This window comes from Phyllobacterium sp. MT110, assembly GCF_058792715.1.
Window position 1 is genome coordinate 288,396 of the sequence record NZ_JBXAFE010000004.1, and the last position, 16,403, is coordinate 304,798.

General features: G+C 60.8%; 15 protein-coding genes. 11 read left to right on the forward strand and 4 right to left on the reverse strand.

Annotated elements, in window-relative coordinates; genetic code table 11:
- Positions 1-2: 2 nt before the first annotated feature.
- The 6 genes from AC1Q5O_RS19200 to AC1Q5O_RS19225 all read left to right on the forward strand — a co-directional run bounded on the left by AC1Q5O_RS19200 (position 3) and on the right by AC1Q5O_RS19225 (position 7,563).
- Positions 3-1,001: an ABC transporter permease gene (locus AC1Q5O_RS19200; RefSeq protein WP_223615492.1), complete on the forward strand. Its 999-nt coding sequence runs from the start codon at positions 3-5 to the stop codon at positions 999-1,001.
- Positions 998-2,173, forward strand: a complete 1,176-nt coding sequence (locus AC1Q5O_RS19205) for an ABC transporter permease (RefSeq protein WP_492565137.1) — start codon at positions 998-1,000, stop codon at positions 2,171-2,173. The genes AC1Q5O_RS19200 and AC1Q5O_RS19205 overlap by 4 nt, the downstream gene beginning before the upstream one ends.
- A gap of 102 nt (positions 2,174-2,275) precedes the next feature.
- A complete protein-coding gene (locus AC1Q5O_RS19210; RefSeq protein ID WP_464664445.1) occupies positions 2,276-3,490 on the forward strand; it encodes a glycosyltransferase family protein in 1,215 nt (404 codons plus the stop codon).
- Between the two features lie 10 nt (positions 3,491-3,500).
- On the forward strand, positions 3,501-4,748 hold the full coding sequence (locus AC1Q5O_RS19215) for a glycosyltransferase family 4 protein (protein ID WP_492565140.1): 1,248 nt from the start codon (positions 3,501-3,503) through the stop codon (positions 4,746-4,748).
- Positions 4,745-5,875 carry a glycosyltransferase family protein gene (locus AC1Q5O_RS19220; protein ID WP_492565142.1) on the forward strand — a complete coding sequence of 377 codons (1,131 nt, stop codon included), beginning with the start codon at positions 4,745-4,747 and terminating at the stop codon, positions 5,873-5,875. Before AC1Q5O_RS19215 ends, AC1Q5O_RS19220 begins: the two co-directional genes overlap by 4 nt.
- Positions 5,876-6,039: 164 nt before the next feature.
- On the forward strand, positions 6,040-7,563 hold the full coding sequence (locus AC1Q5O_RS19225) for an EAL domain-containing protein (RefSeq protein ID WP_492565144.1): 1,524 nt from the start codon (positions 6,040-6,042) through the stop codon (positions 7,561-7,563).
- On the opposite strand, the gene AC1Q5O_RS19230 is transcribed toward AC1Q5O_RS19225, so the two are convergent.
- Complete coding sequence (locus tag AC1Q5O_RS19230; RefSeq protein ID WP_492565146.1) at positions 7,560-9,167, reverse strand: CYTH and CHAD domain-containing protein; 1,608 nt, start codon at positions 9,165-9,167, stop codon at positions 7,560-7,562. The two genes, AC1Q5O_RS19225 and AC1Q5O_RS19230, sit on opposite strands and share 4 nt — an antisense overlap.
- A 304-nt stretch (positions 9,168-9,471) precedes the next feature.
- On the opposite strand from AC1Q5O_RS19230, the gene AC1Q5O_RS19235 reads away from it, so the two are divergent.
- The 5 genes from AC1Q5O_RS19235 (at position 9,472) to AC1Q5O_RS19255 (ending at position 14,780) form a co-directional block, all read left to right on the forward strand.
- Entirely contained in the window at positions 9,472-10,905 is a 1,434-nt protein-coding gene (locus AC1Q5O_RS19235) for an esterase-like activity of phytase family protein (RefSeq protein ID WP_492565303.1), read from the forward strand.
- A 111-nt stretch (positions 10,906-11,016) separates the two neighbouring features.
- Positions 11,017-11,535: a SixA phosphatase family protein gene (locus AC1Q5O_RS19240; RefSeq protein WP_492565147.1), complete on the forward strand. Its 519-nt coding sequence runs from the start codon at positions 11,017-11,019 to the stop codon at positions 11,533-11,535.
- A 151-nt stretch (positions 11,536-11,686) separates the two neighbouring features.
- Positions 11,687-11,881 carry a hypothetical protein gene (locus AC1Q5O_RS19245; protein WP_464664039.1) on the forward strand — a complete coding sequence of 65 codons (195 nt, stop codon included), beginning with the start codon at positions 11,687-11,689 and terminating at the stop codon, positions 11,879-11,881.
- Between the two features lie 168 nt (positions 11,882-12,049).
- Entirely contained in the window at positions 12,050-13,576 is a 1,527-nt protein-coding gene (gene zwf / locus AC1Q5O_RS19250) for a glucose-6-phosphate dehydrogenase (RefSeq protein ID WP_492565148.1), read from the forward strand.
- 37 nt (positions 13,577-13,613) lie between these two features.
- Positions 13,614-14,780: a diphosphate--fructose-6-phosphate 1-phosphotransferase gene (locus tag AC1Q5O_RS19255; RefSeq protein WP_492565149.1), complete on the forward strand. Its 1,167-nt coding sequence runs from the start codon at positions 13,614-13,616 to the stop codon at positions 14,778-14,780.
- Between the two features lie 6 nt (positions 14,781-14,786).
- Here AC1Q5O_RS19255 and AC1Q5O_RS19260 read toward each other — a convergent pair whose 3' ends face one another.
- Genes AC1Q5O_RS19260 through msrB form a run of 3 tightly spaced genes read right to left on the reverse strand, consistent with a single transcriptional unit; the run spans position 14,787 to position 16,388 of the window.
- Positions 14,787-15,386, reverse strand: coding sequence for a DUF922 domain-containing Zn-dependent protease (locus AC1Q5O_RS19260; RefSeq protein ID WP_492565150.1), 600 nt, complete (start codon positions 15,384-15,386; stop codon positions 14,787-14,789).
- Between the two features lie 34 nt (positions 15,387-15,420).
- Positions 15,421-15,942 carry a peptide-methionine (S)-S-oxide reductase MsrA gene (gene msrA, locus AC1Q5O_RS19265; protein ID WP_492565151.1) on the reverse strand — a complete coding sequence of 174 codons (522 nt, stop codon included), beginning with the start codon at positions 15,940-15,942 and terminating at the stop codon, positions 15,421-15,423.
- Positions 15,939-16,388, reverse strand: a complete 450-nt coding sequence (msrB, locus tag AC1Q5O_RS19270; RefSeq protein WP_288194906.1) for a peptide-methionine (R)-S-oxide reductase MsrB — start codon at positions 16,386-16,388, stop codon at positions 15,939-15,941. Before msrB ends, msrA begins: the two co-directional genes overlap by 4 nt.
- Positions 16,389-16,403 lie beyond the last annotated feature (15 nt).

Here is a 16,403-nt window from a genome sequence, read left to right on the forward strand (position 1 = left end):
ACGTGCTGCGATATATCCTATGGCGCATTGCCGCGATGGTGCCCACGCTGCTGATTATTTCGGCGCTGGTTTTCGTCATCATCGATTTGCCGCCCGGCAACTTCTTTGAAAGCCAGATCGCCGAAATGCAGGCGCAGGGCGAAACCGTCAACCTGCAGGATCTGGAACAGCTTCGCCACCAATATGGCTTCGACCAGCCGCCGGTTCTGCGCTATTTCCACTGGCTGGGCGGCATGCTGCAGGGGGATTTCGGCTACTCCTTCGAGTATCAGTTGCCGGTTACCGCTGTCGTGGGCGACCGGTTATGGCTGACTGTTCTCGTTTCATTCGTCACAATTCTGGTGACCTGGCTGCTCGCCTTTCCCATCGGCATGTACTCGGCAACGCATCAGTACAGCTGGAGCGATTACGGGCTGACGCTTTTCGGCTTGCTCGGTATCGCCATTCCCAACTTCATGCTGGCCCTGATCCTGATGTATTTCGCCAATATCTGGTTTGGCACATCGATCGGCCATCTCATGGATCAGAAATATCTCAGTGAACCGATGAGCTGGGAAAAGGCGCGATCGATCCTCGCCCATCTGTGGATTCCCGTCATTATCGTTGGAACGGCCGGGACGGCCGGCATGATCAGACGCCTGCGCGCCAACCTGCTCGACGAGTTGCAGAAGCAATATGTGATGACGGCGCGGGCCAAGGGGCTGCATCCCTTCCGTACCCTGGTCAAATATCCCTTGCGCATGGCGCTGAATTTCTTCGTGGCCGATATCGGCTCGATCCTGCCGCATATCATTTCCGGTGCGGAAATTACCGCCATTGTCCTGTCGCTCGAAACGACCGGGCCCATGCTGATCAAGGCATTGCAGAGCCAGGACATGTATCTTGCCGGTTCGTTCCTCATGTTCCTGGCGTTTCTCACGGTGATCGGTGTGCTCATCTCCGACATTGCCCTGGCCTTTCTCGATCCACGCATCCGGTTGCAGGGCAGGAGCACGAAGTGACAGCACAACTCCCGCTCCCCGGCGCGCCCCTGCAGCACTATGTCTCAAGCGCACCATTCGATCCGATGTCGATCGAGACGATGACCGAGGCTCAGGCCAAGGTTCATCTCGCGTCACAATTGCGGCTGATGTGGTGGAAATTCAGACGCCACCGCCTTGCGCTGGCGTCCGGCATTTTCCTGATCGCACTCTATGGCATGATCATCATTGCCGAGTTTCTGGCGCCCTATAACCTGCACACACGCAATGTTGATTTCATCCATGCCCCGCCGCAGCGGGTCCGCCTGTTCCATGACGGAAAGCTGATCGGACCGTATGTCTATGGCCGTGAAATGATCCTGGATATGGACTCGCTGAAACGCGTATACACGGACAACAAGAGCGACGTGCAGCCGCTGCGCTTCTTCTGCCGCGGCGACGATTACCGCTTCTGGGGCCAGATTGCGACCAATGTCCATCTGGTCTGCCCGGCCAAGGGCGGGCAGCTGTTCCTTCTGGGAACCGACCGGCTGGGCCGCGACGTGCTTTCCCGGATTATCTACGGCGCGCGTATTTCCCTGACCATCGGTCTTATCGGCATCACCATCAGCTTCGTCCTCGGCATCATCATCGGCGGGCTCGCGGGATACCATGGCGGCTGGTTCGACCTGCTCGTTCAGCGCGTCATCGAGGTATTGCAATCATTGCCTAGTCTGCCTCTATGGATGGCGCTTGCCGCCATCATGCCGGTGACATGGAGCCCGATCATCATCTACTTCGGTATCACGCTCATTCTTGGTCTGCTCGACTGGACGGGCCTTGCCCGTGCGGTGCGCTCCAAAATTCTGGCGTTGCGCGAAGAGGATTATGTTCTGGCGGCCCAGTTGATGGGAGCAAAAAGCGGACGTATCATCGGGCGTCACCTCGTTCCGGGATTCATGTCACACCTGATTGCAACGGCAACCATATCCATCCCGGGCATGATTCTGGGCGAGACGGCGCTGAGTTTTCTCGGTCTCGGCCTTCGTCCGCCCATCACCAGCTGGGGTATTCTCCTGACCGAAGCCCGCAGCGTCAGTGTAATCGCTTTTTATCCCTGGCTGCTTTTCCCAATGATTCCGGTCATTCTAGTTATTTTGGCATTCAATTTTCTGGGAGATGGGTTGCGCGACGCCGCAGACCCCTACAGATAAGTGGAAAGTTGACATACCAATGGATTTGCATTCTCCCAGCCGTCCCGAATGTGCTGCGCAGCGAAACCTGCCAAAGCTATTCGTCTCAAAGAGGTTTTGACCATGATGCGGCGTTTTGAAGATGCTCGGATCCTCATGTACAGCCATGATACGTTTGGCCTCGGCCATCTCAGGCGCTGCAGGACCATCGCCCACTCGCTTGTCGAGGACTATCGCGGGCTCAATATACTCATCATTTCCGGCGCGACCATCGCCGGGGCATTCGATTATCGCGCCCGCGTTGACTTCGTGAAGGTTCCAAGCGTGATCAAGCTGCGCAACGGCGAGTACACCTCGCTTGCCCGGCACATCGATCTGCATGAAACCCTGAAAATGCGCCAGTCGATCATCCGGCACACCGCTGAAACGTTTCAGCCGGATATTTTCATCGTCGACAAGGAACCCATGGGCCTGAAAGGCGAGGTCGAGGAAACCCTGGCCTATCTCAAGTCGCGCGGCACGACGCTTGTGTTGGGCCTGCGTGAAGTCATGGACGCACCGCATCTGCTCGAGGCCGAATGGAAAAAAGCCAATGTGATGCAGAAGATCGATCAGTATTACGACAATGTGTGGGTCTATGGCCCGCCGGATTTCTACGATCCGCTGGTTGATCTCGACGTGCCGGCCGGCGTGCGCAACAAGATGGAGTTTGTCGGCTTCCTGCAGCGCAGCCTGTCGCACGACAACGCCTCGGTGCATGTGCCGGAAGGCGATTACATCCTGGTGACGACCGGCGGCGGCGGCGATGGCGCCGACCTCGTCCACAACGTCATCCACGCCTACCAGCAGGACCCGACACTGACGCACAAGGCCTTCATCGTGCTCGGGCCCTACATGCCCGCCAAGCAACGGGCCAAGCTGGTGAAAAAAGGCGGCAAGATCCCCTATATCGAGGTCATCGAGTTCGACAACCGCATGGAAGAGCTGATTGCCGGTGCGAAGGCGGTCGTGGCCATGGGCGGCTACAACACCTATTGCGAGATTCTGTCGTTCGACAAGCCGGCATTGATTGTCCCACGCATCCAACCGCGCGAGGAACAGCTGATCCGGGCCCAGCGCGCCTCGGAACTCGGCCTTGTCGACATGCTTCTGCCGGAAGAGGCCGAAAACCCCCAGTTGCTCGCCGAAGCGCTCAAGCGTCTGCCCGACCGGGCACCGCCATCGAAAAGCGGCAAGGGCGAAGGCATGCGCTTGGAAGGACTTGTCCATATCTCGACGATTGTCGGCGATTGGCTGGATGAGCGTCAGCAAGAACAACCTTTGGCCGTTGCCGAGTAAAGAGCCGATTTTGCCCATACGCCGTAAAACACTGGTGGTGCTGAAGGGTTATCCGCGCCTGTCGGAAACCTTTATCGCCCAGGAATTGCTCGGGCTGGAACGCGCCGGGTTCGACCTGACGCTCATTTCGATGCGCAAGCCGACGGACAAGAAGCGCCATCCCATCCATGACGAGATCAGGGCGCGGGTGGTCTATCTGCCGGAATATCTGCACGAGGAGCCGCTGCGGGTGCTGCGGGCACTGTTTGCCGGCTGGTCGAAGCCGGGCTTCAAACCGCTGCTGCGGCGCTTCTGGAACGATCTGCGCCGCGATGTCACCCGCAACCGGTTCCGCCGCCTGGGCCAAGCCCTTGTGCTTGCGCATGAATGGCCCGATGCCGGGGAATGGCTGCATGCGCATTTCATCCACACGCCCGCCTCGGTGACCGCCTATGCCAGCATCATGACCGGCGTGCCGTGGACCTGCTCGGCCCACGCCAAGGATATCTGGACGTCGCCGGACTGGGAATTGTCGGAGAAGCTGGCGGAGGCCCGCTGGAGCGTCACCTGCACCCGCAGCGGCTATGAACACATGCGTGGGCTGACCGATCGCCGGGAACAGGTGCACCTGAGCTATCACGGTCTCGATCTGGCGCGGTTCGGCCATTTCACCGGGGCGCGATCCGGCCGCAACGGTTCGAGCCCGGCAGATCCGGTGCAGATCCTGAGCGTCGGACGCGCGGTGGAAAAGAAGGGCTATGACGTCCTCATGCGCGCGCTGGCGGCTTTGCCCGGCGATCTCAACTGGACGTTCGTCCATATCGGGGGCGGCGACCAGCTGGCCAGGCTCAAACCGCTGGCGCAGAAACTTGGCATTGCCGATCGCATCACCTGGAAGGGCGCGCTCGCGCAGGAAGAGGTGCTGGAGCATTATCGCCGCGCCGATATTTTCGCTCTGGCCTGCCGGATTGCGGCGGATGGTGACCGCGACGGCCTGCCCAATGTTCTTGTGGAAGCCTCAAGCCAGAATCTTCTCTGCATCTCCACCAATATTTCCGGCGTTCCGGAACTGCTGACTGACGGGGAAAACGGTTTTGTCGTGCCGCCGGAAGATCCGCAGTCCCTGGCCCGGGCGCTGGAGGAAGCAATCCGCGCGCCAGACCTGCGCCACAGTCTCGGCCAGGCGGCCGAAGCGCGCGTGCGCGAGCACTTCGACCATAATTCCAGTATCCGGCAATTGACCAACCTGTTTGAAACCGAATGGCAAAGGACGGAATGACCGCTCCCCGTGTGCTCTTCTATGTCCAGCATCTTCTCGGCATCGGCCACCTTGCCCGCGTCAGCCGCATTGCCGCAGCGCTGGCCCGCGATGCATTCGATGTGACGGTCATTACCGGCGGATTGCCTGTTCCGGGATTTCCGGGCCCCGACGTCAAATCCGTGGCCCTGCCCGCCGTTGTCGCCGGCAATGCCGGTTTTTCCGGCTTGGCCGACGAGCACGGCAACCCGGTTGACGAGGACTTTCTCCACCGCCGCCGGGATCTGCTGCTCGAGACATTTCATGCCGTCCGGCCCGATATCGTCATCATCGAGGCCTTTCCCTTTGGCCGCAGGCAAATGCGCTTCGAACTGCTGCCGCTGCTCGACGCCATAGCAGCCACCTCCCCCCGGCCCAAACTCCTGACCTCCGTGCGGGACATATTGCAGGAACGGTCCAAACCCGGACGGGACGAGGAAACCGTTGCACTGATCAAGGCGCATTTCGATCATGTTCTCGTCCATGGCGACCCGGATTTCGTCACCCTGCCCGAGACATTTCCGCTGGCCGCCGAGATTGCCGGCAAGATCATCTATACCGGCCTCGTGGCTGCACCTGTTGCCGCCCTCCCTGCGGAAAACTTCGACATCGTCGTTTCCGCCGGCGGCGGCGCCGTCGGCCTTGATCTGATCCGCGCGGCCCTCGAAGCGGCGAGGACCTCGAACCATCGCAGCCGCTGGTGCCTGATAACCGGGCCCAATCTGCCGGAAGCCGATTTTGCGGCACTTTCACACGCCGTGCCCGACAATGTCAGCGTGGTGCGTTTCCGCAAGGACTTCCCTTCCCTGCTGCGCGGCGCGGCGCTTTCCATATCGCAAGCCGGCTACAACACGGTCTGTGACGTGCTGCGCGCGCAATGCCGTTCAATCCTCGTGCCATTCACCGCGGGGGGCGAAACCGAACAGACGGTGCGGGCAAACCGCCTCGCAGCGCTTGGACTGGCCGTGGCCCTGCCTGAAAACGGCTTGACCGGGCGCCTGCTCGGCGAGACCATCGAGACATCGCTCGCACAGCCTAAACCGGGCAGCCATCGTCTCGATCTGAACGGAGCGGCGCACACTGCAAAGCTGCTGCGGGACATGCTGTAGCGCAGTCGGGCTCCCGGCAACAGTAGCGTTTTGTACATCCGAAATCCGAGCGGAGAATTTCCGGTTCATTACCACTTGTTATCCCGCCTGCGATACAGTCGCCCAAATATAGTGCGGATGAGATCACGCGAATGCCAGTAATACGATCCTTTAGATGGCGGATTGTGCCGCAAATTACTCTGGCCATCGCTCTCATTGTGCTGGGAAGCTTCGCCGGATCGTGGATCGGCAGGCTTGTCATCATCCGCAGCGACCGCGGGCACATGCTGTCCCTGTCGAACCAGCTGCTGAAACGCGCCGACTTCGTTTTCGCCGAGGCGGATACGATCCTGTCCATGGCAAATGAAACTGGTTTTCCATTCTGTTCGAACGATGAGATCAACCACCTGCGCGATGCGCTTTTCGATACGAAGTATCTGAAGGACATCGGACGCGTGCGGGATGGCGCATTTCATTGTTCCGCCGTCTTCGGTTCAGCCAAGCCCACCCCACTTGCCAAGCCGGATCTGGCAACGGCTGACGGCACGCTTGTCTACGCCAATACGCCCCTTGCCATTTCCAACACCACGGCGCCCATAATCGGCAGGGGGAATGCGAACGTCGTGCTCGACCCCACCGCTTTCGACGCCATGGCCGACCCGAACTATAGTTTCGGCATCCTGTTCAAGCCGCCCGGCGCGCAAAACCCCGTCGCGATGTTCGGCGGGCTGAATGCTGGAAAGCGGCGAGAAAAGCTGCCGGAGGGTGCCGGGCGGGATGGCGATATCGTCTTTCGCAATCTTTGCGGCAAACGGGCCTGCGTTTCCCTGCAAGCCCATGTCAAGGACCTGGAGGAGGACGCATTCCCCATCGAGGCCAGCATCACCGGGCTTGGCGGCACCCTGGGCGGGGCACTCGCCCTGATCATCCTCCTTCTGCAGCGCAAGCGGCTATCGCTCGGTGCCAGGCTGGCCCAGGCCCTCGACAAGCGGCGTCTTACCGTCGTGTACCAGCCCATTTTCGATATCGGGACGAACACGCCGCGCAGTGCCGAGGCACTGGTGCGCTGGACGAATGGCAAGGACACCATCTCGCCGGACATCTTCATTCCGGTAGCCGAAGACGAAGGGCTGATCAAACGCATCACGCTCTATGTCCTCGACCGCGTTCTGGCCGATATGGATGCCTTCCTGCAAGCGGACCGGACCTTCCGCATCAACGTCAACATATCCGCTGCCGACCTTGTCGATCCGGCATTTGCTTCGGCGCTGGAACAGCGCCTGCGGCAGGCCAATGTCGGAAGCGACCAGCTCGGCCTTGAAATTACCGAGCGATCAACGGCCAATGCCGCTGCTGCGGTTGGCGCCATCCGGACACTTCGCGCGCGCGGCCACCGAATCTACATTGATGATTTCGGCACCGGCTATTCCAGCCTCGCCTATCTCGGCAACCTCAATGTCGATGGCATCAAGATCGACAAATCATTCACCCAGACGATCGGAACCGGCTCGGTGACGGTCTCGATTGTCCCGCAGATCATCGACATGGCCCGTGTCCTCAACCTCGGAATCGTTGTCGAAGGCATCGAGACAGCCACGCAGCGGGACTACTTCGCCGGGCTGCAAACGCCGATCGACGGTCAGGGATGGTTTTACGGCAGGCCGGTCAGTGCCGCCGCGCTGCAGGAACTGGTGCAGGAAAAGTTCTAGGGCCGCGGTGCCCAGAACGGCGCGGTGTCCTTGAACGCCCGCCATCTGCCGATCAGCTGTTCGCCGCCGGCTGCCTGGCGGTGCCCCTGCCAGCCGATGATGGCCCCAACGGCCCGGTTTGCCTCCGCGCCGAGGGAATCATGGTCGAGCGTATCCATGAGCTCATGCGCGCTCTTGATGTCGTTCGCCTCACCCAGAAGATCCTGCAGCCGCGACAGGCGCTTCAGGTATTTTGCGGTCACCGGCCGGCTGGAATAGAGCGGCAGAAAAAACTCCGCGGCATAGCGCAAACGCTTCAGGCCAAGGCGTAGCCGATGGCGCGCATCGGCGTGAAGATGGCGAAAGCCGTGCCCCCGCCTGCGGACCTGCCGTTCTACCCGGTCCAGCACCCGCGCCGCAAACTGCCCGAGCGGCTCGGTCAGGATGCGCAAATCCTCGCTGGCAATGTCGTTGCGCCAGCTCCTCTGTTCGATCACCAGCCCCAGGGACAACAGGAACCGGTTGGTCCTGGGATCGCCGATGATACGCCGGACGGCCTGGTAGGCCTGATCGTGGGAGGACATGCATGCCGCACGGAAGGCGGATATATTGACATGCGGCAGAGCGGCTTCCTCAATCTCCGCCAGGGTCGAATGCAGGAAAACGTCCCAGTTTCGGGCGGGACCCAGCGCCTGCCCGAACAGTTTTGCCTCGGTGCTGAGGTTCTCCAGCGACGGCGCCTGCAACTCGCGGCAGAGAAAATGCAGCGCCACGCGCAATCGCCGGAGCGCGACACGCAACTGGTGGACGCCTTCCGGCTCCTGTCCGGTTAGACTGGCGCAAAGATTGGCCACGATCTGCTGCTGGCAATTGGTCAGAAGCTTGGCAATCGCCTCATCGACCGTATCAGACCTGACGAAGCCGGACGGTGTCGCCTTGACCGCCGATGGTTCATCGCCAAGCGCCAGCGCATAGCCCCGCGCCGATTTGCTCTGCGTTTCCAGGCAAAGCGGCGCAACATCCATCAGATTGAGACCGAACTGATAGAGCGCCGCGACTTTCCCCTGCTTCAGCTCAAGTTCGACTTCCGACAGCGGCACGCGCGACGCGCCGAATTCAATGACGCCGTCATCGAGCGCAAGTTCGATCCGGGCGTCCTGATGGTCGAGCATCAGCAGATGCCGCCGGACCCTGGTCGCAAAAACCGGTGCCAGTTCATCCACCGTCATTCCGTCCAAAGGCGCGCCGATGTCGGCAAGCGGCAGCAGAGCAAGGTCGGGCGCCATGCCGCTCACCACCGTCTCCCACTCATTGCGTTGCAAAGAACCGTGATCCGCTGCCCGCTTGACCGTCTGCACATGTTGACGGCCCTCACGCCGGACACGCAGCGACAATCCCGCCGCAAACAGCCGATGATCGGAGGTGTCGTAATAGGTGGCATCAAGCCGCCGGATCAAGCCCTTGTTGCGGGCCGCCTGCTGAACCGCTGCGGAGGCGCGAATTTCATCGAGCGTGCCCACGGGTGCCCGCAGCTTCAACTCGATCTCGACAGGGGCACGCGGCGGAACGGCAGCAGTCCCAACGCCCGCACCGTCCTCCGTTCCGTGAACCGAAACTCCAGCCATTCCGTCCGCTCCCGTCGATCATCCCGTTGCACGAACTATACTATCGCGTGTGCGCCGTCTTGGTAGCGCAAATATTGTTGAGCCGGGTTGCCCGACTGATGGCCAGCCGGACCCAGGGCCGTCGCCGCTGTCATGCGCATATTACATTCCGGTTCTAGACCCTACCGGAAAGGTCTCCTTGCGCGATTCCAGGGGGCGGTCTTTTCCCAAGATCGACCCCGAGACCACCCGCCACACTGTCTTGTCAAAGGATTTTTCCATGCGCCATCTGCCGTCAATCCTGTTGCGGTTGCTTGCAACCTCCATGGCCATACTTCCGGCCGCAGCCTTTGCCGATAATTCGGTTGCGATCAGCGGTGCAACGCTCGTCAACAAGGGGCTGGTCGGCGTTGGACGAATTCCGGCCAATCAGCGCGACAAATTCGGCGAAACCTTCGGTTCCGGCTCGGGCATGGCGATGAACCCGGCCGACTGGAGCCGCGATGGCGACAGCTACAAGGGCACGATGCTGCTCCTGCCCGACCGCGGCTACAATGTAGCGGGAACAACCGACTACCGCCCCCGCCTCAACATGCTGTCGATCCGGTTCACGCCGGTGGCGCCCGGCGCAACACCGTCCGCCGACAAGCAGCAGAGCGGCGTCGAGGCCGCACTCACCGACACTTTGCTGCTGGTGGATGACAAGGGCACCGATACAACCGGCCTCGACCCGCAGTCCGATGTTCGCGCCGCTGCCGGGGATTTTCCCATGCTGCCGCAGGCCGTCAATGGCAAGATATCCCTGGACAACGAGGCAATCGTCCGCCTCGCCGATGGCACGATGTTCATCAGCGACGAGTATGGACCGAATATTTACCGCTTTTCCGCCGAGGGCCGCATGATGTCGGCAACCCAGCCTCCGGCAGCGCTGGTTCCCATGCGCCATGGCAAGGCGAATTTCTCATCCAACAATCCGGGACCTGGCGCACAGGCGCCTGATCCGAAGGATCCCGATACCGGCCGCCAGAACAATCAGGGCCTGGAAGGCATGGCACTGACGCCCGACGGCAAGTTCCTGATCGCCGTTCTTCAGTCGGCAGCCCGGCAGGATGGCGGCGATTCCAGTTCGACCCGCCAGAACACCCGCGCCCTCGTCTATGACGCGGCCGATCCGGCCCATCTGAAGCTGGTGCATGAATATGTCGTGCCGCTTCCCGTCTTCACCAATGCCAAGGGCAAGAAGGCTGTGGCAGCGCAGAGCGAGATCGTGGCTTTGTCGGACAAGGCATTCCTGATGCTGGCACGCGACAGCGGCAATGGTTATGGCCTTGACGGCGACACGTCGCTCTACCGCAACATCACCGTCGTCGACACCTCGGCGGCCACCGATATCGCCGGAAGCGCCTTCGATGCCGACAAGGCCGTTGCGCCCAAGGGCAATGTCGACCCTTCCGTTACACCGGCGACACTGACCCCCTTCATTGATATCAATGACAATGCGAACCTGTCGCGCTTCGGCCTGCACAACGGTGCGCCCAATGACCGCAACAACCTGTCGGAAAAATGGGAAGCCATGGCACTTGTCAGTGTCCTCGATCCCAAGCTGCCGGACGACTATTTCCTGTTCGTCGGCAACGACAATGACTTCCTGACCCAGGACGGCTTTCAGGTCGGCGCGAGCTACAAGGCCGAGGGCGGTGCCGATGTCGACACCATGTTCCAGGTGTTTCAGGTCACCATTCCCGGACTGCATAAGTAATCCGTTCGACTTATCATCGGAGAGGATTGCCCTCTCCGATGATACCAGCCTCCATGCATTCCCGTTCATGTTATATGATCGAGTGAGCTGAGTGCCCATGGAGCAAAACAGATGCTGCGACTTCTCCTGCTTCGCCACGCCAAATCGGACTGGCCTGATGGTGTTGACGACCACGACCGCCCGCTTGCCGAACGCGGCCGCCGGGCCGGCCCCCTGATGGCCCGATACATGACCGGAGAAGGGCTCATACCGGATCTCGCCCTTATCTCTACGGCACGGCGGACACGGGAGACATGGGAACTGCTGCGTCCCGTCATCGGAAACGGTATACGCTGGCGGGAGGAGCCGCGGATCTACGAGGCGCCCGCACGGGTGATCCTGGATGTTGTCAGGGCGGTGGAGCCGGGGATCGGGACATTGCTGGTTGTCGGCCATAATCCAGGGTTGCACGATGCAGCCCTCCGGCTTGCCGGTAGGGGACGGGAGGCCGATCTCACCCGCCTCCGGCAGAAATACCCCACGGCGGGGCTAGCCGTCATCGATTTCACCGCCGGGCGCTGGTCCGATCTTGCCGATCAATCCGGGGAACTGGAACGGTTTGTGACACCAAGGACCATCGGCCACGGGTGAGGCCATTCGCCCAAACCCCGATTCCACGGGCGTTCATGCGCCAAAATAGCTGCACTGAGGCGGTCATTTCAACTTTCAGCTGTTGATTATGACAATCATTTTTCGAATATGTGACAGGACCATTCACTGCAAACCGCGATTGGACGTCAGGATGCGCCTTAGAGAACTTCAGGAAATCAGGTACGAAGAGGAAACCGCCAACCTCAAGCTTTCGGGCCTCAACCCGTTCAAGGAAGCCAAGAGCGTCAACATTTCCATCGACAATCCCGAAGCATTCCTCAATGCGATCAAGACGGCGCTCTCGGACCCTGACGGCAAGCCCATCAAATTCGGCAAGGTCAAATAGGCCCCCACGCGCATCACGAAACAGCTTCCCCTGGCGGATGAAATCGTGCCAAGCCAGCAAGATAATGCTTGCCAGGCCGCGCGTTATTCCGTTCATTCTCGGAACGAACCGGCCAAGACCCTCACGCGCTACCCACCATGTGCCCAGTGTTGAACCAAAGGAGCTCCCGTGACTGAACCGACCATCGCGCCCGCTCCGCCCGTCACTCTGGTCATCTTCGGTGCAACGGGCGATCTGACGCGGCGGCTGCTCGTTCCCACCGTCCTCAACATGACGCAGAGCGGCCTCGTCAGCGACAGCCTGCAGATCCTTGGCATCGGCATTGAACCCGGCGATGACGAAATGCTGCGCGCCAAGCTTGAGGATTTTCTCACGACGTCCAACATCAAGGCCAACTACAGCGCCGAGACATGGCAGGGACTGCGCTCGCGCATCTTCTATCGGCAGGGCGACTTCACGCAGGATGCCATCTATGCCGAGATTGCCGGCCAGATCGGAGCGCAGGCCGGGCGGAACGCCGCCTATTACCTTGCGGTGCCGCCACTGTTCTTCGGCGATATCGTCGACAAGCTCGCCGATCACGACCTGCTGAAAGAAACGGGTGGTGCCTTCCGCCGCCTTGTGATCGAAAAGCCGTTCGGCACCGACCTCGCTTCGGCCAAGGCGCTCAATGCCAGGATATTGAACCGCGTCCCGGAAACGCAGGTCTATCGCGTCGACCACTTCCTCGGCAAGGAAACCGTGCAGAACATCATGACGGCGCGGTTTGCCAACATGATGATCGAATCCCTGTGGAGCAACAATTTCATCGATCACGTACAGATCACCGCGGCCGAACTCGTCGATGTCGGCACCCGCGGCAAATTCTACGACGCAACGGGCGCGCTCAGGGACATGGTGCCCAACCATCTGTTTCAGCTTCTTGCCATGGTTGCCATGGAGCCGCCGAACAGCTTTGACGCCGAGGCAATCCGCGACGAGAAGGGCAAGGTCCTGAAAGCCCTGCGGATCTACTCCGGCGAAGAAGCCGAGCAGAACTCGGCGCGCGGCACCTATACAACGGGGGTTTCCGGCGGCAAAACCATACCGAACTATACGGATATCCCGGATGTGGCGCGCGACAGCGCAACGGAGACTTACGTTGCCCTGAAGCTTTTTGTCGATACGTGGCGCTGGGCGGGTGTTCCCTTCTATCTGCGCACCGGCAAGGCCATGACGGCCCGCGATACCGAGATCGTCGTTACCTTCCGCCAGGTTCCCTTCGCCCAGTTCAAGGGGATGGGGCCGCAGCGCCGCCTGACGCCGAACCGGCTGATCATCCAGGTGCAGCCGGACGAGGGCCTGCACATCGAAATATCGATCAAGTCGCCCGGTCTTTCCGTCGAGACGGTGCCGGTATCCCTCGATTTCAACTATGCGGATTTCTTTGATATCGGCAAACTGACCGGTTATGAATCCCTGCTCTACGATCTGTTCGTCGGCGACCAGACCCTGTTTCAGCGCGCCGACAGCATCGAAGCGGGATGGGCGGCCGTGCAGCCCTTTCTCGATCTGTGGGCGACATCGGCAGAACGCCCTGATCCCTATCCGGCGGGCAGCATGGGGCCGCAATGCGCCGATGCACTGATCGAGCGCGATGGCCGCAAATGGCACCAGCCCGATGTGCAGCACCGGGTGAAAGCGAAGGTTTCCTGACTTGATCTGACGAACAAGAAAAACGAGAGGGACGGATATGACCGAGACATTCGTAATTGCGCAGGGCGGCGGACCGACAGCAGTCATCAACCAGACCCTTGCGGGCGCCACGCTGGAGGTGCGCAAGCGTTATCCCGGTGCCCGTGTGCTCGGTGCAAAGCACGGCGTACGCGGTATTCGCGCCGGCAACTTCGTCGATCTCTCGGCTCTGCCGGAACAACAACTGCGCCTGATCGCGGCAACACCGAGTGCTGCGCTCGGGAGCACGCGCGACAAACCCGATGCGGCCTATTGCGAGGCGATCCTGAAAAGCCTGCGCGAGGTCGGGGCAACGGCCTTCATCAATATCGGCGGGAACGATACCGCCGGAACCCAGCAGATCCTGGTGGAAGCGGCGGGCAAGGATATTGCCTTTGTTCACGCACCCAAGACGATCGACAATGATCTGGTCGAGAGCGATCACACGCCCGGTTTCATTTCCGCTGCCGAGTTCATCGCGGGCGCTTTCCTCAGTATCGATCTCGACTTCCGTGCGCTGCCCGGCATCTATGTCGGGATCGTCATGGGCCGCCATGCGGGATTCCTCACCACCGCGGCAGCCGCATGGCAGCACGACGATGCGAGCGCGCCTCATCTTGTCTATGTGCCGGAGCGGGCCTTTTCGGCAAAACGGTTCATCGATGACGTGCGCGAAGCGCAGAGCCGTCACGGCCGCTGCATCATTGCCATGTCGGAGGGCGTGACCGGCGAGGACGGGCGGACCGTGGTTGAAAACCTTGTTCCCGCCGATCGCCTTGAACGCGACGCCCACGGCAATATCCGCCTGTCCGGCGGAGAATTGGGAATGGCCATCGAACAGCTTCTCAGGGACGGCTTGCCGGGCGCCCGCGCACGGGTGGATACGTTCGGCTACCTGCCGCGCGGCAACATCGCCACAACCAATGCGACCGATGCACAGGAGGCTTTCGAGGCGGGGGTCTTCGCCGTCGAAACGGCGGCGCGCGGCGGCGGGTCGGTGGCGCTGCAATATGCCAATGGCAGCACCCGTCCGCAGATCGTTCCGCTTGCCAGCGTTGCCGGCAAAACACGCCACCTCCCGGACGATTTTCTCGAGCCTGAGCGCAACCGGATTTCAGCGCCGTGCCGGGCCTATTTCGAACGGCTGCTGCCAAAGCGCTTCACGCTCGCCGAGCCGTTCGCATAGGTGGCGTCACCCGCCATTGACCAGGCGAAGCACAAGCTGCTGGATGTTGCCGCCGTCGCCCATCTCGACCCGGTCGAAATCCCGCCCCTTCTGCCGCTGGGCAAGGGAAAGCTCGGAAAGGCGCTTCGTCATCTCGACCCGGATTTTCCGGCAGCCGGGATCTTCAGGCACCGACAGGCCGATGGTCGCGGCCTCGATCCCCTTGACCATGTCCTTGATCGTCTCGCCGTGCACGGCTTCATGGGTGCGCACACCGGCAATGAACGTATCCCAGTTCGCCTGTACCGCAGCCGGCAACCGTTCGGCGGGCTTCGGCAGCGTATAGGTGATGATGAGTTTCGGCGTTGCGGCAACCAAGGCGCAAGCATTGCCCTGCCGCTCATACTTTCTTTGCCACGTCAGTTTGAAATTGGTGTGGGCGATTGTCCGGGTGGCGCCGGCTATGATGGGCCCCCGCTCGCCGATCGACGCATAGAGCGCCGCACCGGATTTTCCGGCAATTGCGTAGGTTTCCACCTGTTCGACAGCTTTCCACGCCGCCTGTGCCGCCGCAGGCATGCCGACAAGGCAGACGGCAACCAGGCAGTACCCTGCAGTTTTTATCATGTGGCCCCTTCCCGTCACATCGGGGCGGACAGCATCAGGCTCTCGATGCCGCCGCCTTGTCCCGCACAGGAAGCTTCCAGCCGGGCCGGACGAAATGACAGGTATAGCCGTTGGGATACCTTTCCAGATAATCCTGGTGTTCCGGCTCCGCCTCCCAGAAATCGCCGACCGGTGCGAGCTCGGTCACGACCTTTCCCGGCCACAGACCGGACGCATCGACATCGGCAATCGTGTCCTCGGCAATCCGCTTCTGCTCTTCATCCGCATAGAAAATCGCCGAGCGGTAACTCAATCCCAGATCGTTGCCCTGGCGGTTGAGCGTTGTGGGATCATGAATCTGGAAAAAGAACTCCAGAATGTTCCGGTAGCTGATCCGTGCGGGATCGAAAATGATTTCGATGGCTTCCGCATGGGTGCCATGGTTGCGGTAGGTCGCGTTAGGGACGTCACCGCCGGAATAGCCGACGCGGGTCGACAGGACGCCGTCATAACGACGGATCAGATCCTGCATGCCCCAGAAACAACCGCCGGCAAGGACTGCGCGTTCGCTTGTCATCCGATTTCCTCCACCTGATTGAGATAGGCTCCATAGCCTTCCGCCTCCATGTCATCCCGATGGACGAACCGGAGCGAGGCCGAGTTTATGCAGTAGCGCAGCCCGCCGCGATCCTGCGGACCATCGGGGAAAACATGCCCGAGATGGCTGTCGCCATGGCTGGAGCGCACTTCGATGCGCACCATGCCGTAACTGTCGTCGCGCAGCTCGTTCACATGGGCAGGCTCGATGGGCTTGGTGAAGCTGGGCCAGCCGCATCCCGATTCAAACTTGTCGGATGAGGCAAACAGGGGCTCGCCGGAAACGATATCAACGTAAATACCCGGTTCCTTGTTGTCCAGATATTCGCCCGTTCCGGGACGTTCGGTCCCGTTCTGCTGGGTGACACGAAACTGCTCCGGAGAGAGTTTCGAGATCACGTCAGAGTTCTTTTCATATTTGCGCATATGTTTCCCTTCCAT